Genomic DNA, 24314 nt, shown 5'->3' with positions numbered 1-24314 from the left:
GCGCGCTGCGTCGCCCGCGCAGGCGCCTTCGGCAGGGGGAGCGCCGCCGCCCGCGCAGCCCGGTTGCAGCCGCTCCGGTCCCGGCGAGACCTCGCCAGGTCAGAGGCGGCCGCTCGCTCCCGGTCCGGGCGCCGGAATGCGAAAAGGGCGGCCCGGGGGCCGCCCTTTCCTGCGTCGGATCCGCGGGCGCGGCCTCAGACCAGGTCGCGCACGTCGGTCAGCTTGCCGGTCACCGCCGCGGCCGCGGCCATGGCCGGGCTCAGCAGGTGGGTGCGGCCGCCGCGGCCCTGACGGCCCTCGAAATTGCGGTTCGAGGTCGAGGCGCAGCGCTCCCCCGGCGCCAGCTGGTCCGGGTTCATCGCCAGGCACATGGAGCAGCCGGCCATCCGCCATTCGAAGCCCGCGTCGATGAGCTTCTGGGCGATGCCCTCCTCCTCCGCCTGCGCGCGCACCAGGCCCGAGCCCGGCACGATCATCGCCCGCAGGCCGTCCTTGACCTTGCGGCCCTCCATCACCTTCGCGACTTCGCGCAGATCCTCGATGCGGCCGTTGGTGCAGGACCCGATGAACACCGCGTCGATCTCGATATCCGACAGCCTGGTTCCCGCCGTCAGACCCATGTAGTCCAGCGAGCGCTGAACCGCGTCGACCTTGCCGCCGGCGAAGTCGCCGGGCGCGGGGACCGCGGCGGTGATCGGCAGAACGTCCTCGGGCGAGGTGCCCCAGGTCACCACCGGCGCGATCTCGGAAGCGTCGATCTCGATGATCTTGTCGTAATGGGCGCCGTCGTCGGAATAGAGGGTCTTCCAGTAGTCCAGCGCCTGCTCCCAGGCCGCGCCCTTGGGGGCGTGCGGCCGGCCCATGACATAGGCGAAGGTCTTCTCGTCCGGGGCGACCAGACCCGCGCGGGCGCCGCCCTCGATCGCCATGTTGCACAGGGTCATGCGGCCTTCCATCGACAGCGCGCGGATCGCCGAGCCCGCGTATTCGATGACGTAGCCGGTGCCGCCGGCGGTGCCGGTCCTGCCGATGATGGTCAGCGTGATGTCCTTGGCGGTGACGCCGGGGGGCAGCTCGCCCTCCACCTTCACCAGCATGTTCTTGGCCTTGCGCTGGATCAGCGTCTGGGTGGCGAGCACATGCTCGACCTCCGACGTGCCGATCCCGTGCGCCAGCGACCCGAAGGCGCCATGCGTCGCGGTGTGGCTGTCGCCGCACACGATGGTCATGCCGGGCTGGGTCCAGCCCTGCTCCGGCCCGATGATGTGGACGATGCCCTGACGCACGTCGTCCACGCCGTAATAGGTGATGCCGTTTTCCTTGGCGTTCTTCTCCAGCGCCTCGACCTGGATGCGGCTTTCCTCGTTCTCGATGCCCTTGGCGCGGTCGAGCGTGGTGGGCACGTTATGGTCGGGCACGGCCACGGTCGCGTCGGGGCGGCGGACCTTGCGGCCGGCCATGCGCAGGCCCTCGAAGGCCTGGGGGGACGTCACTTCGTGGACCAGGTGCCGGTCGATATAGATCAGACAGGTGCCGTCCTCGGCCTGGTTCACCAGGTGGGCGTCCCAGATCTTGTCATACAGCGTTTTGGGGGCGGACATCGGATGGTCTCCGGAATTGGGGTCGTCGCGGGGGAGGCGTCATCGGCCGGCGGCGCGGGCGCGCGCGGGCATGCGGGCTCAGCCTCGAAGGGGGAGCTCGGCGAGCCGCGCGTAGAACCGCCAGGGCAGGCGGGCGCGATCGGATATGACGAAGGGTCCGGACATGCCGCGGAACCTATGCCCGGCGGCGCTTGGTCGCAAGCCGGATTCGGCGGCGGCGGGGCCGGAGGGGGCGGCGATCCGCGGGGTCACGGGGCCGGCCAGCGGTCGCGGACCACCTCGATCAGCTCGATGAGCGTCCCGTCCGGGTCGCGGGCCAGCGCGATCTTCGCCATCCCCTCGGGACATTCCCGGGGGGGCGAGACGAAGGCGACCCCCGCCGCGGACAGCCGGGCGTGCTCCGCCGCCAGGTCGCGGGTCCCCAGGCAGATCCGCGCCACGCCGAGATCGGACGTCTCCAGCGGCGGTCGCGCCGCCAGCCCGCGGAACTCGGTCAGATCCAGCTTCGGATAGCCGCCGCCCAGCTCCAGGATGCAGGCCCGTCCGGTCGCGCCCGGCGGAACCCCCAGCGCCTCGGCGCATTGGGGGGGAAGGGGGCGCGGCTCGGCTCCGTCCTCAAGCCCCAGATAAGGGATGCCGGCCCGATACTCGGTGAAGCCCAGCAGCGCGTAGAACGCCCGCGCCCGGTCGAGGTCCGAGACGTTGATGTTGATATGCCCCCACATCATCCGGGGCGTTTCGGGCGCCATGTCGCCGCCTCCCTGTGCTCCCGGTCGTGGCGCCGGGTGGGACAGGGGTAGCGGCGCGGGCGGAGGGCGGCAATCGCCGCGAGGGGGGGGAGGCGCCGCGCCCCGGTCGCGCCTGCGGAACCCGGGCGCCCGCGGCGCGCGGCCTTCGTCGGCGCGGGTCGCCGGGGGCCGCGGGTGACAGCGCGTCGGCGCGGGGCTAGGGAGAGAGGCCCCCCGCCCATATCCCCGCCCATATCCCCGCCGGAGCCCCATGCCGCCCGACACCTCCCCCCCCATCCCGCTCCCCATCGCCCCGGGCGTGCCCTCCCAGGGTCTGCCCGTGGAGGCTGCGCTGCCCGAGCTGCGCGCGGCGATGGCGGGGGCGGGGGTCGCGGTGCTCCAGGCCCCGCCGGGCGCCGGCAAGACCACGCTGGTCCCGCTGGCGCTGGCCGCGGAGCCCTGGGCGACCGGCCCCGAGGGCGGCCGCATCGTCATGCTCGAACCCCGCCGCGTCGCCGCCCGCGCCGCCGCCGACCGGCTCGCCTCCCTGCTGGGCGAGTCCCCCGGCGCCTCCGTCGGCTACCGCATCCGGGGCGACTCCCGCCCCGGCGCCCGCATCGAGGTGGTCACCGAGGGCGTGCTCACCCGCATGATCCAGTCGGATCCCGAACTCCCCGGCGTCGCCTGCCTGATCTTCGACGAGATCCACGAGCGCGCCCTGACCGCCGATCTCGGCCTCGCGCTGGCGCTGGAGATCCGCGCCGCGCTGCGCCCCGACCTGCGCCTGCTCGCCATGTCCGCGACGCTGGAGACGGGGCGGCTGGCGGAGCACCTCTCCGCCCCCGTCATCGCCTCGCAGGGGCGGGCATACCCGGTCGAAACCCGCTGGCTCCCCCGCGCCTGGCGCACGCCTCCCGGCCGCGGCCGCGGCCCCCGGTTCGAGGACGCCATGGCCGACCTGATCGCGGAGGCGGTGGCGGCCGAACCCGGCTCGGCGCTGGCCTTTCTGCCGGGCGTGGGGGAGATCGAGCGGGTGGCCCGCAATCTCTCCGGCCGCCTGCCCAAGGGGATGGAGCTGCGCCGCCTCCATGGCTCGATGCCGCTTGCCGACCAACGCGCAGCCCTCGCGCCGGGGGGGCGCAAACTGGTGCTCGCCACCGCCATCGCGGAGACCTCGCTGACCGTCGAGGGCGTGCGGGTGGTCATCGACGGCGGCCTCGCGCGGCGCGCCCGCTTCGACCCGGCCTCCGGCATGCAGCGGCTCGTCACCACCCCCGTCACCCGCGCCGAGGCCGAGCAGCGCCGCGGCCGCGCCGGACGGCTGGAGCCGGGCGTCTGCTTCCGCCTGTGGACGAGGGGGGAGGAAGGCGCGCTCGCCGCCCATCCGTCCCCGGAGATCGCCGAGGCCGACCTCGCCGCCCTCGTGCTCGAATGCGCCGTCTGGGGGGCGGAGCCGGAGGCGATGCCCTTCCTCGACCCCCCGCCCCCCGCCGCGCTGACCATGGCGCGCGACCTGCTGGCCGGGCTCGGCGCGCTGGACGGGGGCGGGCGGATCACCGCCCATGGGCGCGCGCTGTCGGCGCTGCCCGCCCATCCGCGGCTCGCCCACATGATGCTGCGCGCGCTGGAGACCGGCGAGGACCCGGCGCTCGCCGCCGAGCTCGCCGCGGTGCTGGAGGAGCGCGACCCGCTCTCCGCCCGCGCCCCCGCCGACCTCGCGCTGCGCATCGAGGCCCTGCGCGACCCGGCCCGCTACGCGCGTGAGCGCGCCGGCGCCCCGCCCGACCGCGGCCGCATCGAGGCGCTGCGCGAGGCCGCCCGCCGTCTCGCCGCCGCCGCCGCCCGGGCCGCCGGCCGCAAGGCCCCGCAACCGGGCCGCCCCGCGCGCTTCGACCCCGCGACCCTCGCCCGCCACGCCGCCCGCGCCTACCCGGACCGCATCGCCCTGCGCCGCCCCGGGGGCGCGGAAGGGCAGGGCGCGCGCTACCTGCTGTCCGGCGGCAAGGGCGCGCGGCTGGAGGCCGGCGACCCGCTCGCCGCCCCGCGCCTGCTCGCCGTGGCCGATACCGACGGCGACCCGCGCGAAGCCCGCATCCGCCGCGCCGCTCCGCTCGCCGCCTCCGACCTCGAAGACCTGTTCGGCGACCGGATCCGCTCTGAGAACACCTGCGAATGGTCCCCCCGCGACCGCGCCGTGCTGGCCCGCCGCCGGCGCATGTTCGGCGCCCTCGCGCTCGACGACCGCCCCTGGCCCGAGGCCCCGGAAGACGCCCGCGCCGCCGCCATGGCCGAGGGCGTCCGGGCGCTGGGCCTCGCCTGCCTGCCCTGGTCCCGCGCCGCCGCCCGGCTGCGCGCCCGCGCCGCCTTCGCCCGCGGCCATGGAGAAACCCTTCCCGACTGGTCGGACGAAGGCCTCATCGCCTCCCTCGACCAGTGGCTGACCCCGTTCCTGGGGAAAATGCGCGGGGTGAACGACCTCGCGGGGCTGGACCTCGCCGCCATTCTCGAAGGCGGGCTGGACTGGGAGGCGCGGCAGGCGCTGGACCGCGCCGCGCCGGGCGCCTGGACCGCGCCCACGGGCACGCGCTGTCCCATCGACTACGACCGCGATCCGCCCGCCATCTCGGTGCGCATCCAGGAGCTTTACGGCCTCGACCGTCACCCGTCGCTGCGCACCGCCGCCGGCGACACGCCCCTGCTGCTCGACCTGCTCTCCCCCGCAAGGCGCCCGGCGGCGACCACCCGGGACCTTCCCGGCTTCTGGCGCGGCGCCTATGCCGACGTGCGCCGCGACCTGCGCGGTCGCTACCTGCGCCACCCCTGGCCCGACGCCCCGTGGGAGGCCGAGCCCACCCAGCGCGCCAAGCCGCGCGGGACCTGACGCGCGACCTGATACGGTCGCCTGAACACGCCCCTGATACCCGGCGTAACGCATCGTGATCGCGCTCGGGTTGCGCCTCCTTCACATTCCGTAAACCATGAGCGGGCAGCATCGAGACCCGCGGGACCGGACCTCGCGGACCCCGCGCAGCGTCGGCCCCGACCGCGAAACCGACCGCGTTTCCGAACTCGGCCCGCCGCGCCTTCGCGGAGGACATTCGTCCGGGGCGAGGAAACGCAGCCATGAGAGACTTTTCCACGGAGCCGGGCTTCCGCCAGTCGGTGGAGCTGATGTTCAACCGCGCCGCCGCGCTTATGGACCTCTCCCCAGGGTTGCAGGAGAAGATAAGGGTCTGCAACTCCACCTATATCGTCCGCTTCGGGGTGCGCCTGCGCGGGGCCATGCACACCTTCACCGGCTATCGCGCCGTGCATTCCGAGCATCTGGAGCCGGTCAAGGGGGGCATCCGCTACGCGCTCTCGGTCAACCAGGATGAGGTCGAGGCGCTGGCCGCCCTGATGACCTTCAAATGCGCGCTGGTGAAAGCGCCTTTCGGCGGCTCCAAGGGGGGGCTTTGCATCGACCCGCTCGACTGGACGGAGGAGGAGCTGGAGCGCATCACCCGTCGCTTCGCCTACGAGCTGATCAAGCGCGACCTGATCCACCCCTCCCAGAACGTCCCGGCCCCCGACATGGGCACGTCGGAGCGGGAGATGGCCTGGATCGCCGACCAGTATCGCCGCATGGCCACCACCGACATCAACGCCCGCGCCTGCGTGACCGGCAAGCCGACCTCCATGGGCGGTATCCGCGGCCGGACCGAGGCCACCGGCCGCGGCATTCAATACGCCCTGCGTGAGTTCTTCCGGCACGCGGAGGACGTGGCCGAAGCCGGCCTCACCCCCGGACTGGGCGGCAAGCGGGTGGTGGTGCAGGGGCTGGGCAATGTCGGCTACCACACCGCCCGCTTCCTGTCGGAGGAGGACGGCTGCAAGATCACCACGGTGATCGAGCGCGACGGCGCCGTCCACAATCCCGACGGCCTGCCCATCGTGGCGCTGAAGGCGCATATCACCGCCACCGGCGGGGTCGGAGGGTTTCCCGACGGCCGGGTCTCCCCCGACGGCGCCGCGGCGCTGGAGACGGAATGCGACATCCTCATCCCCGCCGCGTTCGAGGGCGCGATCCATCTCGGCAACGCCGCCCGCATCCGCGCGCCCCTGATCGTGGAGGCCGCCAACGGCCCCGTCACCGCCGGGGCGGACGAGATCCTGCGCGCCCGCGGCTGCGTGATCATCCCCGACCTCTTCGCCAATGCCGGCGGGGTCACGGTCAGCTATTTCGAATGGGTCAAGAACCTCAGCCACATCCGCTTCGGCCGCATGGAGCGGCGGCGCGAGGAAGCCCGCCACCAGATGCTGGTGGATGAGCTGGAGCGGCTGGGCGACGGCCTCTCCGACGGCTTCAAGCAGGCCTATCTCAAGGGGGCGGGAGAGCTGGAATTCGTCCGCTCCGGCCTCGATGACACGATGCGCGAAGGCTATCAGGAGATGCGGGAGATCTGGCGCGCGCGCCCCGAGGTCCCCGACCTGCGCATCGCCGCCTATCTGGTGTCGATCGAGCGGATCGCCGCCAGCTACCGCGCCATGGGGCTTTGAGGCGAGGGGCGCGCCCCTCGCCGCAGGGCGGGCTTCGGCCCCCGGGTCAGCCGGGCGTCCCGGCCTCGGGCGCGGGGCCGACGATGGCGGCGGATTGCGAGACGAACGGCGCGCGCATGCCCGGCGGGCGGGCGTTGGGGCCCACCACGCGCCCGGGTTTCGACCGATCGCGATAGGACCGGAGGCGCGGCTTCGCGCCGGGCCGGCGCAGCACCACCGCCATGGCCACGGCCAGCGCCAGCAGCACCGCCACGCCGATCAGCACGGCGCGGGCGTCGACGCTCTCGGTCTGCGTGTCGCGCGCGGCCTCGCGGTTGGGCGTCCCGGGCAGGGGCGGCTGGTTGGCCAGGTCGTCGGGGACGCGGGCGTTCAGCCCTGTCTCGGCCGCCTGGGCCGCGCGGCCGGTGGCGATCGGGTCCAGCCGTCCCGCCTGCAACGTGCGCAGCAGCGCCGCCGGCGCGTTGGCCAGCAGTTGCGCGATCAGGCTTTCGACCTGCGGGCCGCCGCTGATCCGCGCCATAAACGGCTCGCGCGGGCCCAGCAGGTCCGAGGACTCCACCGCCCGGCTCAGCGCCGCGCGTTCCGGGTCCGGGGCGGCGGTGTCGCGCAGAGCCTGGGGGATGGCGCTGACGTCGGCCAGCGCCTCGATTCGGACGGGGGTGATCCGCGGCGCGCGCACAAGGGTCTGGGGAAAGTCGGCGGAGAGCGGCGAGGCCAGGGTTTCAGGCGCCGCGACGGCGATCGCCGGCGGGCCGTCCAGCGGCGAAACGGAACCGCCGAGGGCGATTCCGGGGACAACGAACGCGAACGCGAACAAGGCGAGGCGCAAGGCGATGCGCATCGATGCCTCCTTCCAAAAGCCCCGCATACAGGTGGCGGGGCGCAAGCAAACGGAACAGCGGGAACCTTACCTTGGTCCTGGCGTCGCCGCAGCAGGAAAACGGGCGCCTCGCCGCGGCGGCTTGTCTGCGCCCCGTCCGGCCGGGATGGGGCCGACCCGCTCAGGCCAGGCCGCGCGACCCGATCTCCAGGAACTTGCGCCGCCGGGCCGCGCGCCGCTCATCCGGGGTCATCGCGTCGAGCTCGCCCAGCATGTCGCCGATGGCCTGCCCGACCCGCGCCAGCGCCAGCCCGCGGTCGCGCTGGGCGCCGCCGACCGGCTCGGGGATGATGCGGTCGATCACGCCCAGCTTGTGCAGGTCCTGCGCGGTCAGCCGCAGGGCCTCCGCGGCCTCGCGCATCTTCTCGGCGTTCTTCCACAGGATCGAGGCGCAGCCCTCCGGCGAAATCACCGAGTAGACCGAATGCTCCAGCATCGCCACGCGGTCCGCGGTGGCGAAGGCCACGGCGCCGCCGGAGCCGCCCTCGCCGATGATGACCGAGATCGACGGCGCGGTGATCTCCAGCCCGGTCTCGGTGGCGCGCGCGATGGCCTCGGCCTGCCCGCGCTCCTCCGCGCCCTTGCCCGGATAGGCGCCGGCGGTGTCGACCAGCGTGATCACCGGCAGCCCGAACCGGTCCGCCAGCCGCATCAGCCGGATCGCCTTGCGGTAGCCCTCGGGCCGGGCCATGCCGAAATTGCGGTCCAGGCGGGACTGGGTGTCGTGACCCTTCTCATGGCCGAAGACCACCACGGGGCGATCCTCGAACCGGGCGAGGCCCCCCACCACGGCGCGATCCTCGGCGAAGCCGCGATCGCCGGCCAGCGGCGTGTATTCGGTGAACAGCGCCCCGATATAGTCCAGCGCATGGGGCCGCTGCGGGTGCCGCGCCACCTGGCATTTCCGCCACGGCGTCAGCCCCTTGTAGAGATCCGACAGCATGGTCTTGGCACGGCTGTCGAGCGCCTTCGCCTCGTTCGCCACGTCCATCTCGGGGTCGTGGCGCGCCATGGCGCGAAGCTCTTCGGCCTTGCCTTCGATCTCGGCGAGGGATTTTTCAAAGTCGAGATAGGTCTGCATGGGGGGGCGCGCTCCCGGGCTTTGGTCCGGGGGCATGTAGGGCGGGAAGGGGTCGGGAGGCAAGGGCGGGCGCCCCGCCGCCCGCATCCGCGCCTCAGTTCCGCGGCGCGCCCGAGGTCATGTCGGGCAGGTGCGACAGGCTGGAGCTTCCCGCCTCGCGCAGCGCCTTCAGAGCGCGGGCGCGTTCGACCTGCTGCTGGTAGCGGCCCTCGGCGTCCGGGTCCTGCAACGCCCGGATCTCCGGCGTCGCATCCACCGGCGAGGCGGCGTTGCGGGCGTTGAACCGCTGCGTGGTCCCGTAGGGCAGTTTGCGGAAGGTGATCTCGTCGGCGCCCGGCGGCTGCGTCGCGCCGGGGGTTGCGACGGGGGTTCCAACGGGGGCCGAAACGGAGGCCGGGGCGGGCGCGGACAGCGCGGCGGCGGCGGCGTCCAGCGGTCCCGGCGCCGGTTCCCGCGTCTGGGCCGCCCCGACGCCGGGCGACGCCAGCGCGACGAGGACCGCGAAAGCGGCGACGGTCGGCAGGGGGCGGGCGCGGCGGGTCATGTCGATCTCCTTGGCTTGAATGCTCAAGGACTTCCACGCCCGGCCGGCGGAATTCAGGCGGAGACGCGGCCGAACCGCGGGCGTGCCCGAAAAAGACGGCTCAGATCACCAGCTCGGCCGGGTCCGACAGCGCCGCGATCTCCACATTCGCCTCCGGCGCCGCGCGGTCCGCCACCAGGAAATCCTGGCTCGCCAGGGTCAGCAGCGGGAAATGCCAGATCCCGCGCCCGATCTGCGCGCCCTGGTCGCCGCGGCACAGAAAGGCGTGCAACGCCTCCCCCGGCGCCTCGGCGCAGACCACCAGCCAGGGATGTCCGCCGAGCGGGAAGAACGCCTGGCTCCCCTGCGGATGCCGCTCCAGCATGTCGATGACCAGCGGCCGCGGCCGCCCGCGGAAGATCGACAGGATCGGGGCCGCCCCCTCCACGTCGATTTCCGCCAGCCCGTGAAACCGCGTGGTGAAGCCCGCATTGATCCCGACCGCCGAGGCGGGGTCCGCCTCGATCACCGACCCGAAGGGCGCGAAGCCCTCCGCCGTCAGCGGCGTCGGGACCAGCGTCCTCACGTGCGCCGCCCGAACACCCGGATGCGCGAGATGCCGCCATCGGGGTGGATGTTCAGCTTGATATGCGTGACCGGGGCCAGCGTCTCCAGATGCTCCTTGCCGAAGACATGGATCTTGTCGGGGCCGAGCTTTCGCTCCTGCATCAGCCGGGGCCAGAACATCGACTGGGTGACGACGCTCTGATCCGTCCCCCAGCCCACATCCGCCGCCTGGATCGAGCAGCGGTCCGGGTAATTGCCCTTGAAATTGGCGGTGTCGACCTCGATCCGCTCGACGATCCCGGGCGCGCCCAGCTGCACGATCAGCCAGTCATAGCCCGGCTCGCGCCGGCGCCGCGTCTCCCAGCCATCGGCCTGGTTGCGGCCCCGGCCCTCGGACAGCACCGCCCACACGTCGCCGTAATGCGCGTCGTTCCAGCCCAGCACGCGGCCGCCGTTGCGCAGGGCCGACAGCTCCACGATCCCTTCGCGGTCCGACCCCTCCCAGGACGGCGCCGGGTTGCCGTAGACCCGCAGCCGGGCCACGCCGCCATCGGGGAAAATGTTCAACCGCACCCAGTTGTAGAGGCCCGGATTGCGGGTCTCCACGAAGTGATGCGCGTTCGGGCCCAGCGTGGTGGAGGGGATGATCTCCGTCCACGCGGAGCTTTCGGTCGGCGGCGCCTCCGAATACACGGCCCAGACCGAGGCGGCGCGGGGGTAGTTGCCGGTGAAGAACGAGGTGTCGATGTCGACCCCGTGGATCGACCCCTTGCCGCCCAGCTTCAGCACGCACCAGTCATGGCCCGAGTCGCGCCGCCGCCGGCTTTCCCACCCGTCCATCCACTTGCCGTTGTCGTCGAATTCCTCCGGGCGCCAGATCGGCGGCGCGTCCTGGAGCATCCGGTCCATCGGCGCGAAGAAATCGTCGGTGCAGGCCGCCGCCTCGGCGCCCAGGCGCGGGGAGGCCAGGTTGATATGCGTGGCCGCCCATTCGGGGAGCTCGGGAAGCGGGGCGATGACGTCCTGGGCCATGGATTCTCCGGTCTGGGGCGGCGGATGTTCGGGATCCCTTACCTCTTGGACGCGGTTGCGGCGCCGCGCAAGTCTCGCGGCGCCGTCGAGGGGCGGCGAAAGGCGCCGCCTGATGGAAGGGCCGGGGCGGCGGGCCGCGGCCGTCCCTGTCGCGGCGGGAACAGCCGTTCAGCGCCCCCCCGCCGCCCCGCCCGCGTCGCGCCCGCCGGGCCTGCGCCTTCCGCATGACGAAGGCGGTCGCCGGGGGCGCCCCGCCGGGTTTCCAAAATTTTTCCGCGCCGACCCGTCACGTTCGCTTGCCCGGGAACGTCTTCGCTTCGACACTCCCCGGCAGAAGGACCTCCGCCATGCACGCCCGTCTCGACTACGCCGCCGCCGCCCCTGACCCGCTCAAGGCCATGATCGGGCTGGAACGCGCGCTCGCCGCCGCCAGCCTCGCGCCCGCCCTGCGCGAACTGGTCAAGATCCGCGCCTCCCAGATCAACGGCTGCGCCTATTGCCTGGAGATGCATACCCGCGAGGCGCTGGCGGCGGGCGAGGATCCGACCCGCCTGCACGTGCTCGCCGCCTGGCGCGAGTCGCCCCTGTTCTCGGAGCAGGAGCGCGCGGCGCTGGCCTGGACCGAGCAGCTCACCCGCCTCGCCGAAAAGGGCGCGCCCGACGCCGCCTTCGCCCCGGCGCGCGCCGCTTTCGATGACCGCGCGCTGGCTGAACTGACCTTCCTGATCGGGGCGATCAACCTCTGGAACCGGCTCAGCGTCGGCTTCGCCGTGCCGCATCCGGCGCGGGCGGGCGCTGTTCCGGCCCGGGCATGAGCGGCGCGCGGGGGAGGGGGACGCCCCCCTCCCCCGACCCCTCCCCCGACCTCGCACGCGGTCCTGTTCCCGATGCGGGGCCCGATGCGGCGGAGATCTTCGAGGCCTACCGACGGCGGCTCTTCGGCCTCGCCTACCGGATGCTCGGCTCGGTGGCCGAGGCCGAGGATGTGGTGCAGGACGCCTTCCTGCGCTGGCTCGCCGCCGATCGCGCCGGGGTCGCGCGCCCCGGCGCATGGCTCGCCACCGCGGCGACGCGGCTCTGCCTCGACCGGCTGCGGGCGGCGCGGCGGGCGCGGGCGCTCTATGTCGGGTCCTGGCTGCCCGATCCGCTGCCGGATGCGGCGCCCGACCTGCCGCCCGACCTGCCGACCGACCTTCCGCCCCACATGCCGCCCCACCTGCCGCGCGGCGCCTTTCGCGAGGAGCCGCCCGACCCCGCCCCCGGCCCCGACGTGGCGCTGGAGCGGGCCGAGGCGGTGTCGCTCGCCCTGATGCTGGCGCTGGACCGGCTCGGCCCGGCCGAGCGCGCCGCCTTCCTGCTGCATGACGTGTTCGGCGCCCGCTTCGCCGACATCGCCGCCACCCTGGGCCGGACCGAGGCCGGCTGCCGGCAGCTCGCCGCCCGCGCCCGCGCCCGGCTGGCGGACGCCGCCCCCTCCGTTCCCCGCGCCGCCGCGCCCTCCGACCCCGAGGCCGCGCGCATCGCCGACGCCTTCTTCGCCGCGGCGCGCAGCGGCGATGCCGGCGCGCTGGCCGCGCTGCTGGCCGAAGGGGCGGCGCTGGTTTCGGATGGCGGCGGGCGGGCGCGCGCGGCGCTGAACCCGATCCTGGGCCGCGACCGCGTCGCCCGTTTCTTCGCCGGCATCGCCGCCAAGCGCAGCCGGCTCTACACCGACGCCGCCCCGGTCCTCGCCCGCCGCCTGACGCTCAACGGTCTGCCCGGCCTGCTGAGTCTCGGGGCCGACGGCGCCCTTCAGACCCTGTCCGTCGAGATCGCCGCCGGCCGGGTGGTCGCGGTCTACATGACCCGCAATCCGCATAAATTGGCGCATCTGCGCGCCTACCTGCCCGAAAACGCGCCCGCTCCCCCGTCCTGAGCGCCCGTTCATGCATGAATTTTGTCCATGTTGCGCTGCGGGGTGGTTTCCCGCGTCGCAAACAGGCTAGGCTTGTCGCATTCGAAACAACACGGAGACGCGCGCGATGACCCTGCTGACCTCGGCCGAGGAGATTTCGGATATCGCCTTCGGCTTCATGGGCTCCAAGGCGCTGTTCGCCGCGCTCCATTACGGGGTGTTCACCCATCTCGGGGACGGTCCGCTCTGCGCCGAGGAGGTCGCCGCCAGGTCCGATCTGCCGGTGGAGCGCGCCCGCACCCTGCTCACCGCCGTCGCTTCGCTGGGGCTGGTGTCGGTCGAGGACGGCAAGTTCGCCAACGCCCCCGCCTCCGAAGCCTTCCTGGTGCAGGGCGCCAAATACGACTTCGGCGACTATCTGCGCCTGCAGGTGGATCGCCAGATGTACCGGCTGCTCGACCAGATCGAGCCGGCGCTGGCCAACAAGCTGTCCGACGCCGACACCGGCTCCTACGCCGAGTGGTTCTCCGACCCCGAGGAAGCCCGCCTCTATTCCGAGAGCCAGCACGCCGGCTCCCTCGGCCCGGCCCGCGGCCTCGCCAAGCTGGTGGACCTCTCCGAGGCCCGCAAGCTGCTGGACGTGGGCGGCGGCACCGGGGCGTTCTCGATCACCCTCTGCAGCGCCAATCCGGAGCTGACGGCGACCATCGTCGACTTCCCCAACGTCGCCAGCCTCGGCCGCAAATACGTCGCCGAGGCCGGCCTGTCCGACCGCATCGCCTATGACGACGGCGACGCGCTGGAGCTCGGCTGGCCCGGCGGGCAGGACGCGGTGCTGATGTCCTACCTGTTCTCCGGCGTCCCCGGAGACGCGCATGAGGGCCTGATCGCCGACGCCATGACCGCGCTGAACCCGGGCGGCCGCATCATGATCCATGATTTCGTGGTCGAGTCCGACCGCACCGGCCCCAAGCTCGCCGCGCTCTGGCAGCTCCAGCACACCGCCTTCACGCCCACCGCGCGCTCGCTCGACGACGCCTGGCTGGCCGAGGCGCTGGGCAAGGCCGGGTTCGAGGACGTGACCGTCGGCCCGATGATCCCCGGCCTCACCATGCTCGCCATGGGCCGCAAGCCCGGCTGACCGGGGCGGAGGGGCCCCGCGCCCCTCCCCTCACGCCGCCGGCGCCGGGAACCTCGCCTTCCAGTGCCGCGCGATCTCCAGCCGCGTGGTCACCCAGATCTCCGGGCGCCCCGCCACCTCATCGAGAAACCGCTTCAGCGCCGCCGCCCGCCCGGGCCGCCCGACCAGCCGGCAATGCAGCCCCACGGTCATCATCTTGGGCGCCCCGTCGCGCCCCTCCTCCAGCAGCACCTCCACCGAGTTGGACAGGTATTCGTGGAAATCCCGCGGCCCGCCCCAGCCCTGCGAGGAGATGAACCGCGCGTCGTTCGCATCCAGAGTGTAGGGCAGGATCAGCTGAGGCCCCGTCGGCGCGTGATGCCAGTAGGGCAGGTCGTCCGCGTAACTGTCCGCCGCGTACTCGAACCCCCCCTCCGCCGCCACGATATCCACCGTGTTGACCGAGCATCGTCCCGTATACCATCCCAGCGGCCGCTCCCCAGTCGCCTCGGTATGCATCGCGATCGCCTGGTGGAGATGCGCCCGCTCCGCCTCCACCGTGAAATCCTTGTATTCGATCCAGCGCAGCCCGTGCGAGGCGATCTCCCACCCCGCCGCCTTCATCCCGGCCACCGCCTCGGGGTTGCGCGCCAGCGCCATGGCCACGCCGTAGACGGTGACGGGAAGGTCTCGCTGGGTGAAAATCCGGTGCAGCCGCCAGAACCCGGCGCGTGAGCCGTATTCGTACATGCTCTCCATGTTCCAGTGCCGCTGGCCGGGCCAGTTCGTCGCCTGGGTGACTTCCGAGAGGAACGCCTCCGACTGGTCATCCCCATGCAGCAGCGAGTATTCGGAGCCCTCTTCGTAATTGATCACGAAGTTGAGCGCCAGTTTCGCGCCCTTCGGCCATTCGGGGTCGGGCGGGTTGGCGCCGTAGCCGATCAGGTCGCGCGGGTAGTCGGGGTCGAGCATGGGGGGCCTCCGGGGTGGTGTCCGGGGGATAATGGCGCCGGGGGGGGGGGGGAGGGAAGGGCATTAGTTGTAAATGCGGTGCCTTTGAAGCGGTATCACTAGCTCGGCCGTCTCTGCCTCAATGGGTCGACGCCATCGATCCAATCAGCGGGCGGAATCTGACTGGCGGATCCTACAATATACTTCACTAATCTTCCTGCTTGAGTCTCTACTCTTTCACCAGTTATGCGAATATGTCCGTTTCGACCGATTGAGTATTGCTCCATGCTTAAAATCAAGGCAGTTGTGGTGTCGTGCTGTGTGAAATCACGAAGACTGAAGGGGATCGTGGCGTCTATTTCATTGCTGAATAGTCGCCCGTTTCTTGTTAATAAATTAAAAGATGTAATATTGCTGTCGATCGTGTCGAAGTCGCCAGTCGGCCTGGATTTCAGATTTTCCTTGGTGTTTGAGTCAAAGCAGAAGATTTCGCGTGCGCCCGTTCTTAACGTAATCGTCTCTGCTGTTCGTCCGATCGCTGCGTGGGCTCGAGTAAGGGGGGGCTCGATTCGCTGAGTGATTGTATTGAGATCGTTTCGATTGAGCTTTTCAAGAAAAGTGCCTAATTCATCTGAGGGATTGTCACCTAGTCCTACTACTTGGTTAAAGAGGTAGCTAATCAGGCCGCTGATGTAGGGTGTTACGACATTTACTGCAATTCCTCCGACAACTAAAGCTAGGAAGGGGTTCTGCTGAACGAGGATGTTTAGATCATACAGGACGCTGCCTCGGCGTGGCGGCGAAATGAAAATCTTTGCCGATTTGCTCAGGTCTCGCGAGTATCGAGTTCTCCCTGTGATGCCATAGTTTAATACTAGCGCAATGGCCCAAGATAGGCCTTCAATGCTTTGTCCTGCGGAGTGAGCCTCAAGCATGTTTCGGTCCGCATCGCGTCCATCGAAATTTAGGGCGTAGCTAATCCAAATGTTCTCTATCTCAGCCAAGGCACTCCGCTCCTCCACTATTTGTGCTATTATAATATAGCGCGCTCACGCTTTAGCGAGCAAGGGATATGAATTATCCATTGCGGCGGGCAAATTTCCAGAGATACTGAGGGATTGGCCGCTCTTTATATCTACTATCTGCTAAAGGTTGGCTGCTGAAGGGCCAAGTCTGTCATTCCTAATTACGTTGAGCCGATGTTTGACTCTCGCAGAGGCTAGGTTGATTAGCCATCTTGCCCCTCAATCCTGACGATTTTACTAGGCATACGCCCGGTGCACGCACGGTGCACGGGTGTCACCCCCGCCGAAACGCCGAAAGCGTTAACGTGAACCTGAACGACCCTCAGTCTCCTGAAGAATCACTCCGCCGCCGCCTCGACCTCCGCCAGCCGCAGCAGAACCGCGCCCTCGGCCACCTGGGACCCCTCGGCGCAGAGCAGGTCCAGGACCTCGCCGTCGCGGGGGGCGGTCAGGCGGTGCTCCATCTTCATCGCCTCCATGACGATCAGCGTCTGGCCCTCGGTCACGCGGTCGCCCGGCGCCGCCGAGACCAGTTTGATCAGCCCCGGCATCGGCGCCGACAGCGCGTCGCCCCCGCCCGAGGCCGCCGCCTCCGCCGCCGCGATCGGGTCCGGAAGCGTCCAGGTCGTGGCGGCGCCGTCGAGGATCACCGTCGCCTTGCCGTCATGCCGGACCAGCCGCACCGGGCGCGCCGGCGCGGCCTCGCCCCAGGTCATGCGCAGCGCCTCCGCCGGACGGTCGAGGCTCAGCGGAACCGCGCCCTCCGCCCCGATGACGGCGAAGCGGCCGGGGCCCCGGATCTCCAGAACCACCTCCGTCGGCCCCTCCGGCCCGTCCAGCACCACCCGTCGCCGCTCCGGCGCCCAGAGCCGGAATCCGTCTGCCATTCCAAAGGGTTCCGCGCCGTCCGGCGCCGTTCCGGCCAGCCCCAGCGCCGCCACCGCGGCCAGCGCCGGCGCGGCCTCGGGCATCGGCGGAGGCGCCGTCAGCGCCTCCAGCTCCCGGTCCACGAGCCCGGTATCCATCTCGCCGGCCGTGAACGCCGGATGGTCCACGAGCGCGCGCAGGAACGGCAGGTTCGTCACCAGCCCGGCGATCTCGGACGCCCGCAGCGCCGCGAGCAGCCGGGTCCGCGCCTCCTCCCGCGTCGCGCCGGTGGCGATGATCTTGGCGATCATCGGGTCATAGTGCGGGGTGATCGCGTCGCCGGCCCGCACGCCCGAGTCGATCCGCGCCGCGCGGTCGGGCAGGGCGAGATGCGCGAGCCGTCCGATCTGGGGCAGGAACCCGCGGGCCGGGTCCTCGGCGTAGAGCCGCGCCTCCATCGCCGCGCCGCGGATCGACAGGTCCTCCTGCGCCGCTGGCAGAGCCTCGCCGGCCGCCACGCGGAGCTGCCATTCCACAAGATCGGTCCCGGTGATCGCCTCGGTCACCGGATGCTCCACCTGCAGGCGCGTGTTCATTTCCATGAACCACACCCGATCCGCCCTCAGCCCCTCCGACCCATCCGCGATGAACTCCACCGTCCCCGCCCCGGAATAGCCGATGGCCTTGGCGGCGCGGACCGCGGCGGCGCCGATTTCCGTGCGCATTTCCGGGGACATGCCGGGGGCGGGGGCCTCCTCGATCACCTTCTGGTGGCGGCGCTGGAGAGAGCAGTCGCGCTCGAACAGATGCACCGCGTCGCCGTGGTCGTCGGCGAAGACCTGCACTTCGACATGGCGCGGGCGGGTCACGTATTTCTCGATCAACACCGCGTCGTCGCCGAAGGCCGAGGCGGCCTCGCGGCGGGCGGAATCCAGCGCCTCGGCGAAGCCGCCGGGTTCGTCGACCCGGCGCATGCCCTTGCCGCCGCCGCCGGCGCGGGCCTTGATCAGCACCGGATAGCCGATCTCGGCGGCCCGTTCGGCGAGGAAGGCGGGGTCCTGCTCGGCGCCGTGATAGCCGGGCACGACGGGCACGCCGGCCTTTTCCATCAGGGCCTTGGCGGCGTCCTTCAGCCCCATGGCGCGGATCGCGGAGGCCGGCGGGCCGATGAAGCGCAGCCCGGCGGCGGCGACCGCGTCGGCGAAATCCGGGTTCTCGGAGAGGAAGCCGTAGCCGGGGTGGATGGCCTGGGCGCCGGTCGCCAGCGCGGCGGCGATGATCCGGTCGCCGCGCAGGTAGCTCTCGGACACGCCCGCCGGGCCGATGCGCACGGCCTCGTCGGCCTCCGCCACATGCAGGGCGGCGGCGTCGGCGTCGGAATGGACGGCGACGGTCGCGACCCCCATGCGGCGCGCGGTGCGGATCACGCGGACCGCGATCTCGCCGCGATTGGCGATCAGGATTTTTCCGAACATGCCCGTCCTCCCCGGTTTTTCACCGTCGCGGCGGCCTTCGCGGGCGCCTACGTGGACAGGTATCGCCCGGCCGGGGCGGAACGCGCAAGGCCGGGCGGGGGGCTCAGGCGGCGTGGGTTCCGCGGATCGGGTAGCCCTTCTCGCGCACGAAGGCGATGCCGTTGGTCAGGGATTCGAGGTCCGGGCGCGCGAAGGGGGCGTTGGAGATGTCGAGGATCTGCACGCGGCCCTCGGCGTTGGTCACGAAGACGGCGGGTTCGGGGAAGGGGCGGTCGGTCTCCTGCGGGGAGCGCGGGTCGGAGATCCACAGTCCGAGCGCGGCCATCTGCTCCGGGCTCAGGTCGTGGCCGACGGGCAGGGTGAGGGCGTTGTCGGCGGCGAAGGCCTCGGCCTTGTCCAGCGGGTCGGCGGAGACGGTGGCGACGTCGACGCCGAGGCCGTGCAGACGGGGGAGCAGCGTTTCCAGCGTCTTCAGGTAGCGCGCGCAGATCGGGCAGTGCTTGCCGCGATAGACCACGAGCATGGCCCAGTCGCGGCCCGAATCCGGGGCGGGACGGCCGAGCGCCAGGGTTCCGCCGCCCAGGCGGGGGACCGAAACGTCAGGGAAGGCGGAGCCGGGGGCGAGGCGGGGCATGGAGGCGTCTCCTTCAGGGGGCGGGCCGCTGCGGGCCGGTTGCGCGCAGGAGGCGCCGACTTGAGCGATTGGTCAAGTTTCTGTCGATCACGTTCGCGGGCACGTTCGCGGGCATGTCCGAACGGCGCGCCGAGCTCGCGGGTCGCCCTGCGCCCTGCGCAGCCTCCCGCCCGCCCACCCCGGCGCGCAGGGCGCAGGGCCTGGCGGAAGCGCGCCTATTCAGGTCACCCGCGCGGCGCCGGCTGTCAGGATCGCCTCGGCCTCCGCCGTCATCCGCTCCAGCAGTTCGGCGGCGGGACGGATGTCGCGCATCAGGCCGGCGGCCTCGCCGATGATGGGGTTGGCGACCGAGGCGTCGCCCGCCGCCGCCGCGTCGCCCCAGCGTGGCCCCTCGGTCCCGATCGCGGCGCGCAGGCCCTCGGGGTCGGCGTGCCAGCGGTCGGTGAAGCCGTTGCGCAGCACCCTTATGTCGAAGCGCTCGGGCCAGTCGCGGCCCCGCGCGATGTCCACGGCGGAGGTGCGCAGCGTGTCGTCGCCCGACGCCGCCACCGCCGCCGCCTGAAGGCCGGGATGGACGAGGCATTCCTCGGAGGCCCAGAAGCGCGAGCCGACCACCGCGCCATCCGCCCCCAGCGCCAGCGCGGCGGCGAGCCCGCGCCCGTCCGCGATCCCCCCCGCGGCGCAGAGCAGGACGTCGGGGGCGCGGGCGGTGAGCAGGTCGGCGACCTCCGGAACCAGGGTCATGGTGGCGCGGCGGGCGCCGTGGCCGCCGGCCTCGGTCCCCTGGGCTACGAGCACGGCGGCGCCCGCATCAAGCGCGGCGCGGGCGTCGTCGAGGGTCTGGACCTGGCAGATCAGGGGCGTGTCGGCGGCATGGATGGCGGGGGCGAAGGGCGCGGGATCGCCGAAAGAGAGGAACAGCGCCCGCGGGCGGCGGGCCAGCGCGGCGTCCAGCAGCTCGGGGGCGTTGGCGAGCGACCAGGTGATGAAGCCGACGCCGACGCCCTCGTTCCCGGCTTCGGCGTATTCCCGCTCCAGCCAGGCGCCGTCGCCATAGCCGCCGCCGATCAGGCCGAGGCCGCCGGCCCGACTCACCGCGGCGGCCAGCCGGCCGCCGGAGGCCAGCGCCATGGGCGCCGAGATCACCGGATGGGTCAGGCCGAACTGCGCGGTGAGGCGGGTGGAGATCATGGCGGGGCTCCCATCAGGTCGGCGAAAACATGCGCCTGATCCGAAGCATTTGGCAAGCCTGCGGGCGGGATACCTCTCGACCCGCGTCTCCGGTCCCGCGCGGCGCGGGCGCGACGGCGCCGGCGGCGGGCGGTCCGACGCGCCGCTCCCTCACATGCGGAAGACGCCGAACTTCGTGTCCGGGATCGGCGCGTTCAGGGCCGCCGACAGCGACAGGGCCAGCGCGCGCCGGGTCTGGCGGGGGTCCACGATGCCGTCGTCCCAGAGCCGCGCGGAGGCGTAGAGCGGGTGGCCCTGCTGCTCGAACATGTCGATCACCGGGCGCTTGAAATCGGCCTCGGCCTCGGCCGACCAGGTCTCGCCCTTGCGCTCCATGCCCTCGCGCCGGACGGTGGCGAGCACGCCGGCCGCCTGTTCTCCGCCCATGACCGAGATGCGCGAGGTCGGCCAGGTCCACAGGAAGCGCGGCGAGTAGGCCCGCCCGCACATCCCGTAATTCCCCGCCCCGAAGGAGCCGCCGACGATCATCGTCACCTTGGGCACGGAAGTCGTGGCGACCGCCGTCACCAGCTTGGCGCCGTGGCGGGCGATGCCCTCGGCCTCGTATTTCCGGCCGACCATGAAGCCGGTGATGTTCTGCAGGAACACCAGCGGGATCTTGCGCTGGCTGCACAGCTCCACGAAATGCGCGCCCTTCACGGCGGACTCGGAGAACAGGATCCCGTTATTGGCCACGATGCCGACCGGAATGCCCTCGATATGGGCGAAGCCGCAGACCAGCGTCGTGCCGAAGCGGGCCTTGAATTCGTCGAAGCGCGAGCCGTCCACCACCCGCGCGATCAGCTCGCGGATGTCATAGGGCTGGCGCAGGTCGGCGGGGACCACGTCGAGGATCTCCTCGGGGTCGTAGGCCGGGGGTTCGGGGGCCTGCATCTCCACCGTCACCGGCTTGGGGCGGTTCAGGTTGCCGATCATCCGGCGCACGAGCGCCAGGGCGTGGGCGTCGTCCTCGGCCAGGTGGTCGGCGACGCCCGACAGGCGCGTATGCACGTCGCCGCCGCCCAGATCCTCGGCGGAGACGACCTCTCCCGTCGCGGCCTTCACCAGCGGCGGGCCGGCGAGGAAGATCGTCCCCTGCTCCTTCACGATGACGGTTTCGTCCGACATCGCGGGCACATAGGCGCCGCCGGCGGTGCAGGAGCCCAGAACGGCGGCGATCTGGGGGATGCCGCGGGCCGACATGTTGGCCTGATTGTAGAAGATGCGCCCGAAATGCTCGCGGTCGGGAAAGACCTCGTCCTGCTGGGGCAGGTTGGCGCCGCCGGAATCCACCAGGTATACGCAGGGCAGCCCGTTCTCGGCGGCGATCTCCTGCGCGCGAAGGTGCTTCTTCACCGTCACCGGGTAGTAGGTGCCGCCCTTCACGGTGGCGTCGTTGCACACCACCATGACCTCGCGCCCCGCCACCCTTCCGACGCCGGTGATGATGCCGGCGCAGGGCGCGGCCCCGTCATACATGCCATGCGCCGCCGTCATCCCGGTTTCAAGAAAGGGCGAGCCGGGGTCGAGCAGGGCCGCCACCCGGTCGCGGGGCAGCATCTTGCCGCGGCTCTCGTGCCGGGCGCGCGCCGCCTCCCCGCCCCCCGCGGCGGCGAGCCCGGCGGCCTCGGAGACCTGCGCGATCGCGTCCAGATGCGCCGCGCGGTTGGCGCGGGCCTCGTCCGAGGCGGGGGAGAGGGCGGAGGCGAGCACGGTCATCAGGTCAGTCCAATCCGGTCTGGCCGCGCAATTGAATCGCGCGGCGGGCGAGGGTGCGCATCTCGCAATCGGCTTTCGCCACGTTGCGGAAATCGGAACGGCCCCAGAGCGCGTAGGCGTAGCCGCATTCGGCCTCGGCGAAGCTCTCCCAGGCGCGCTGGGCGCGGCGCAGGGCGTCGGAGGAGGCGCTCTGCCGGTCGTCGCGGGCGTCGAGCGACACGGCGGAGGCCAGAAGGTCCGGCCACCATTCGCTCATCAGGCTGTCCCAGGCGGCGGTTTCGCGGGCGAGGCAGGCGGATTCGGCGGCCTCGCGGGCCTGGGTCGGGCTCTGGTCCTCGGCCGGGTCGCCCAGCGGGGCCTCGGCGCAGGGCAGGGCGATGAGGCCGAGGCAGGCGGCCTCCGCGGCGGCGGTCCCCTGCGAGAGATGGGATTCGACGCATTGGCCGATGAAGCGGCTGTCGTCGATGGCGTCGGCGCGCGCCGGGGGGGCGGCGAACAGCGCGGCGAGCCCCGCGGCCAGCGCCAGAGAGGCGAGCATCAGCGCGGTCGGCCCGCGCGACAGGCGGGGCGCCGGGGCGCGGCGGGCGATGGCGCGGGGCCGGGCCGGCGGGGCGGGGTGTCGGGAGAGGCGTTGCATGACGGCTCCTTTGTGACGCGGCGCGGGCGGGGCGCCAAGGGGCGCGGCGTTCGCGTTCGCGAGGGCGGGCGCGGGGGCGTCGGCGGGGGCGGCCCCGGCGCGACGCGGCGCGAACGCAGGTGACCCGTGCGGCGCGGCGCGGGTCGGGCGCGGAGAAGGCGCGAAGATGGCGCGACCGGCCGCGGGCTCACGGCGCCGCCGCCAGCCGCTCGCGAAACCGCAGGGCCCGCGCGGCGGTCAGCCGAAGCTGGCATTCGGCCCCGTAGACCTGGCGAATCGTGCCGCCCCCGGCCAGCGCGTAATCATAGGCGCATTCGGCGTCGCGGAAGGCGAGCCAGGCCCTCTGCGCCTCCTGCAGCATCGGCGCGGCGGGGGGAAAGCCGGTGTCGCCCGACGCCTCGTCCAGCTTCAGGGCATGGGCGCGCAGCGGTTTCCACCACAGGTTCAGCAGGGCGTCCCAGGCGTCGCGCTCGGCCAGGGCGCAGGCCATCATGCCGGTCGTCGTCTGGTTCTCGGGGCGGTCGATGCAGGCGGAGGTCTCCTGCCCCACGCAGCTCCGGGCGCCGGCCCCGTCCGCATCGCCGCCCGCCGCGGAGGCGGCGTCGAGGCAGGCCTCGATGGCGGTTCGCATGACGCTGGGCGCGGGGATTCGCTGGCTGGTGTCCGCCGCGGCCATGCCCGGCGGCCCCGCTATTCCGAAGGCGATCAGCCCGGATGCGGTCAGGGCGGCGGCGAGGGGCGGCATGCGGGGCCGGGAAAGGCGCGGAAGGCTCATGGGCGGGGCCGGCTCCGGATGCGGCGGGCGGGAGATGCGGGGCGGAGCTTGGCCCGCCCCGGCCGGCCGCGCAACCTCGGCGCCACCCGCGGCCCGGCCTCAGACCAGCCCGGCCAGCGCCCAGAGGCCCATGGCGGCCATGCCCAGGTTCTCGCCCAGCGAGACCGCGCCCAGCGGGGTGCGGCTGCCGGCGCCGAGGCAGGCGCAGGTCAGCTCCCGCCCGTCGATCCACACCGCCTTGATCACCGAGGCCGCGCCGATCCCGCCGATCGCCAGCGCCACCGGGCCGGACAGCCAGGGCGCGATCCCCGCCAGCATCAGCAGGCCGGCCCCCGTCTCCAGATACGGGTAGGCGTAGGCGTAGGGGACGTGGCGCCGGGCCAGCAGGTCATAGCCCAGGAACATGGTCGAGAATCCCTCGACGTCCTGCAATTTCTGAAGCCCAAGCAGGCACATGGCCGAGGCGACGGCGGCGACCAGCGCACGCCCGGCCTCGAACCCGCCGGGCGCCGCCCAGGCGATGCCGAGCCCCATCAGCGCCGCCACCGCCAGCAGGGCGATGATGGGCCGGTAGGTGGTCGCCTCCGGATCCGGCAGGGGTTTCCCGAGCCAGGCGCGCAAGTCGTCGTAGCCGCCGATGCGCTCTCCCCCCACGAAGGTCTGCGGCGTGGTCTTCACGCCATGCGACTCCATGAAGGCGTCGGTCGCCTCGCGGGTTTCCAGGGGGTGATCCTCGACCTCGTAGCCCGCGCGCTTCAGCAGGCTGAGCGACTTGAGGCCGAAGGGGCAGAGATGGTCCGGCATCGCCATTCGATACAGCGCGGCGGTCTTGCGGTCGGCGCCGTCGGTCTCGGCGGCCCTGGCCTTGGGGCGGGTCTCATCGAAGGGCATGGGGCGCTCCTTTCCCGTGTCGCGGAACGGGAGGGCGCGCAGGAGCGGGTTGCGATGGCGGCCCCGCCGCCGCGCGCCCCCCGAATGACCCTCCACCTAGGGCGGATCTGTCGGGATTCGAGCGCGCGAACCGGAATCGGGGCCG

Annotated in this window: 20 protein-coding genes and 1 pseudogene; 5 read left to right on the top strand and 16 right to left on the bottom strand. The window is 72.2% G+C overall.

What is annotated here, in order from left to right:
* Positions 1 to 194: 194 nt before the first annotated feature.
* Both leuC and BLV24_RS09430 read right to left on the bottom strand, forming a co-directional pair.
* Positions 195 to 1601: a 3-isopropylmalate dehydratase large subunit gene (leuC, locus tag BLV24_RS09435; protein WP_092680894.1), complete on the bottom strand. Its 1407-nt coding sequence runs from the start codon at positions 1599 to 1601 to the stop codon at positions 195 to 197.
* A 248-nt stretch (positions 1602 to 1849) separates the two neighbouring features.
* Positions 1850 to 2350, bottom strand: coding sequence for a VOC family protein (locus tag BLV24_RS09430; protein ID WP_218133377.1), 501 nt, complete (start codon positions 2348 to 2350; stop codon positions 1850 to 1852).
* Between the two features lie 250 nt (positions 2351 to 2600).
* Between BLV24_RS09430 and hrpB the strand changes: the two genes are divergently transcribed.
* On the top strand, positions 2601 to 5210 hold the full coding sequence (gene hrpB, locus BLV24_RS09425) for an ATP-dependent helicase HrpB (protein WP_092680892.1): 2610 nt from the start codon (positions 2601 to 2603) through the stop codon (positions 5208 to 5210).
* Positions 5211 to 5452: 242 nt separating this feature from the next.
* Positions 5453 to 6868: a Glu/Leu/Phe/Val family dehydrogenase gene (locus tag BLV24_RS09420; protein ID WP_092680890.1), complete on the top strand. Its 1416-nt coding sequence runs from the start codon at positions 5453 to 5455 to the stop codon at positions 6866 to 6868.
* Positions 6869 to 6914: 46 nt separating this feature from the next.
* On the opposite strand, the gene BLV24_RS09415 is transcribed toward BLV24_RS09420, so the two are convergent.
* From BLV24_RS09415 to alc, 5 genes are all read right to left on the bottom strand, one after another.
* Positions 6915 to 7709 (bottom strand): hypothetical protein, encoded by a 795-nt coding sequence (locus BLV24_RS09415; protein WP_092680888.1) that lies wholly within the window; start codon positions 7707 to 7709, stop codon positions 6915 to 6917.
* 160 nt (positions 7710 to 7869) lie between these two features.
* Positions 7870 to 8829 carry an acetyl-CoA carboxylase carboxyltransferase subunit alpha gene (locus BLV24_RS09410; RefSeq protein WP_092680887.1) on the bottom strand — a complete coding sequence of 320 codons (960 nt, stop codon included), beginning with the start codon at positions 8827 to 8829 and terminating at the stop codon, positions 7870 to 7872.
* A gap of 94 nt (positions 8830 to 8923) precedes the next feature.
* Positions 8924 to 9373 carry a hypothetical protein gene (locus BLV24_RS09405; protein WP_092680886.1) on the bottom strand — a complete coding sequence of 150 codons (450 nt, stop codon included), beginning with the start codon at positions 9371 to 9373 and terminating at the stop codon, positions 8924 to 8926.
* Between the two features lie 100 nt (positions 9374 to 9473).
* A complete protein-coding gene (locus BLV24_RS09400) occupies positions 9474 to 9938 on the bottom strand; it encodes an ureidoglycolate lyase (protein ID WP_092680885.1) in 465 nt (154 codons plus the stop codon).
* Positions 9935 to 10951, bottom strand: coding sequence for an allantoicase (gene alc, locus BLV24_RS09395; protein WP_092680884.1), 1017 nt, complete (start codon positions 10949 to 10951; stop codon positions 9935 to 9937). The genes BLV24_RS09400 and alc overlap by 4 nt, the downstream gene beginning before the upstream one ends.
* Positions 10952 to 11298: 347 nt before the next feature.
* Here alc and BLV24_RS09390 point away from each other — a divergent pair, with 347 nt between their 5' ends.
* The 3 genes from BLV24_RS09390 (at position 11299) to BLV24_RS09380 (ending at position 13986) form a co-directional block, all read left to right on the top strand.
* Complete coding sequence (locus tag BLV24_RS09390; RefSeq protein ID WP_092680882.1) at positions 11299 to 11766, top strand: carboxymuconolactone decarboxylase family protein; 468 nt, start codon at positions 11299 to 11301, stop codon at positions 11764 to 11766.
* A complete protein-coding gene (gene sigJ / locus BLV24_RS09385) occupies positions 11763 to 12866 on the top strand; it encodes an RNA polymerase sigma factor SigJ (protein ID WP_092680881.1) in 1104 nt (367 codons plus the stop codon). The genes BLV24_RS09390 and sigJ overlap by 4 nt, the downstream gene beginning before the upstream one ends.
* A 106-nt stretch (positions 12867 to 12972) precedes the next feature.
* On the top strand, positions 12973 to 13986 hold the full coding sequence (locus BLV24_RS09380) for a methyltransferase (RefSeq protein ID WP_092680880.1): 1014 nt from the start codon (positions 12973 to 12975) through the stop codon (positions 13984 to 13986).
* 45 nt (positions 13987 to 14031) lie between these two features.
* Here the strand turns inward: BLV24_RS09380 and puuE are convergent.
* From puuE to BLV24_RS09340, 9 genes and pseudogenes are all read right to left on the bottom strand, one after another.
* Positions 14032 to 14937, bottom strand: a pseudogene (gene puuE / locus BLV24_RS09375) (allantoinase PuuE); the annotation flags it as partial.
* A 98-nt stretch (positions 14938 to 15035) separates the two neighbouring features.
* A complete protein-coding gene (locus BLV24_RS21535) occupies positions 15036 to 15920 on the bottom strand; it encodes a DUF7946 domain-containing protein (RefSeq protein ID WP_143040274.1) in 885 nt (294 codons plus the stop codon).
* A 359-nt stretch (positions 15921 to 16279) separates the two neighbouring features.
* Entirely contained in the window at positions 16280 to 18283 is a 2004-nt protein-coding gene (locus BLV24_RS09370; protein WP_092680877.1) for an ATP-binding protein, read from the bottom strand.
* Between the two features lie 103 nt (positions 18284 to 18386).
* Entirely contained in the window at positions 18387 to 18917 is a 531-nt protein-coding gene (locus BLV24_RS09365; protein WP_092680876.1) for a peroxiredoxin-like family protein, read from the bottom strand.
* A 219-nt stretch (positions 18918 to 19136) separates the two neighbouring features.
* The gene (locus BLV24_RS09360) at positions 19137 to 20108 is read right to left on the bottom strand and encodes an NAD(P)H-dependent flavin oxidoreductase (protein ID WP_092680875.1); all 972 of its coding nucleotides are present in this window, start codon (positions 20106 to 20108) and stop codon (positions 19137 to 19139) included.
* Positions 20109 to 20258: 150 nt separating this feature from the next.
* On the bottom strand, positions 20259 to 21866 hold the full coding sequence (locus tag BLV24_RS09355; protein WP_092680874.1) for a carboxyl transferase domain-containing protein: 1608 nt from the start codon (positions 21864 to 21866) through the stop codon (positions 20259 to 20261).
* A 4-nt stretch (positions 21867 to 21870) separates the two neighbouring features.
* Entirely contained in the window at positions 21871 to 22503 is a 633-nt protein-coding gene (locus BLV24_RS09350) for a lysozyme inhibitor LprI family protein (RefSeq protein ID WP_092680873.1), read from the bottom strand.
* A 187-nt stretch (positions 22504 to 22690) separates the two neighbouring features.
* Positions 22691 to 23278, bottom strand: a complete 588-nt coding sequence (locus BLV24_RS09345; protein ID WP_245710473.1) for a lysozyme inhibitor LprI family protein — start codon at positions 23276 to 23278, stop codon at positions 22691 to 22693.
* Between the two features lie 99 nt (positions 23279 to 23377).
* The gene (locus BLV24_RS09340; RefSeq protein WP_143040273.1) at positions 23378 to 24169 is read right to left on the bottom strand and encodes a MauE/DoxX family redox-associated membrane protein; all 792 of its coding nucleotides are present in this window, start codon (positions 24167 to 24169) and stop codon (positions 23378 to 23380) included.
* Positions 24170 to 24314: the final 145 nt, after the last annotated feature.

This window comes from Albimonas donghaensis, from assembly GCF_900106695.1.
GTDB classification, from domain to species: domain Bacteria; phylum Pseudomonadota; class Alphaproteobacteria; order Rhodobacterales; family Rhodobacteraceae; genus Albimonas; species Albimonas donghaensis.
The sequence above is the reverse complement of the archived record's forward strand: the minus strand, read 5'-3'. Positions and strand labels throughout refer to the sequence as shown.

Coding starts and splice junctions, on each gene's coding strand:
- leuC (WP_092680894.1), bottom strand. CDS start 1,601: ATGTCCGCCCCCAAAACGCTGTATGACAAGATCTGGGACGCCCACCTG.
- BLV24_RS09430 (WP_218133377.1), bottom strand. CDS start 2,350: ATGGCGCCCGAAACGCCCCGGATGATGTGGGGGCATATCAACATCAAC.
- hrpB (WP_092680892.1), top strand. CDS start 2,601: ATGCCGCCCGACACCTCCCCCCCCATCCCGCTCCCCATCGCCCCGGGC.
- BLV24_RS09420 (WP_092680890.1), top strand. CDS start 5,453: ATGAGAGACTTTTCCACGGAGCCGGGCTTCCGCCAGTCGGTGGAGCTG.
- BLV24_RS09415 (WP_092680888.1), bottom strand. CDS start 7,709: ATGCGCATCGCCTTGCGCCTCGCCTTGTTCGCGTTCGCGTTCGTTGTC.
- BLV24_RS09410 (WP_092680887.1), bottom strand. CDS start 8,829: ATGCAGACCTATCTCGACTTTGAAAAATCCCTCGCCGAGATCGAAGGC.
- BLV24_RS09405 (WP_092680886.1), bottom strand. CDS start 9,373: ATGACCCGCCGCGCCCGCCCCCTGCCGACCGTCGCCGCTTTCGCGGTC.
- alc (WP_092680884.1), bottom strand. CDS start 10,951: ATGGCCCAGGACGTCATCGCCCCGCTTCCCGAGCTCCCCGAATGGGCG.
- BLV24_RS09390 (WP_092680882.1), top strand. CDS start 11,299: ATGCACGCCCGTCTCGACTACGCCGCCGCCGCCCCTGACCCGCTCAAG.
- sigJ (WP_092680881.1), top strand. CDS start 11,763: ATGAGCGGCGCGCGGGGGAGGGGGACGCCCCCCTCCCCCGACCCCTCC.
- BLV24_RS09380 (WP_092680880.1), top strand. CDS start 12,973: ATGACCCTGCTGACCTCGGCCGAGGAGATTTCGGATATCGCCTTCGGC.
- BLV24_RS09370 (WP_092680877.1), bottom strand. CDS start 18,283: ATGTTCGGAAAAATCCTGATCGCCAATCGCGGCGAGATCGCGGTCCGC.
- BLV24_RS09365 (WP_092680876.1), bottom strand. CDS start 18,917: ATGCCCCGCCTCGCCCCCGGCTCCGCCTTCCCTGACGTTTCGGTCCCC.
- BLV24_RS09360 (WP_092680875.1), bottom strand. CDS start 20,108: ATGATCTCCACCCGCCTCACCGCGCAGTTCGGCCTGACCCATCCGGTG.
- BLV24_RS09355 (WP_092680874.1), bottom strand. CDS start 21,866: ATGACCGTGCTCGCCTCCGCCCTCTCCCCCGCCTCGGACGAGGCCCGC.
- BLV24_RS09350 (WP_092680873.1), bottom strand. CDS start 22,503: ATGCAACGCCTCTCCCGACACCCCGCCCCGCCGGCCCGGCCCCGCGCC.
- BLV24_RS09345 (WP_245710473.1), bottom strand. CDS start 23,278: ATGAGCCTTCCGCGCCTTTCCCGGCCCCGCATGCCGCCCCTCGCCGCC.
- BLV24_RS09340 (WP_143040273.1), bottom strand. CDS start 24,169: ATGCCCTTCGATGAGACCCGCCCCAAGGCCAGGGCCGCCGAGACCGAC.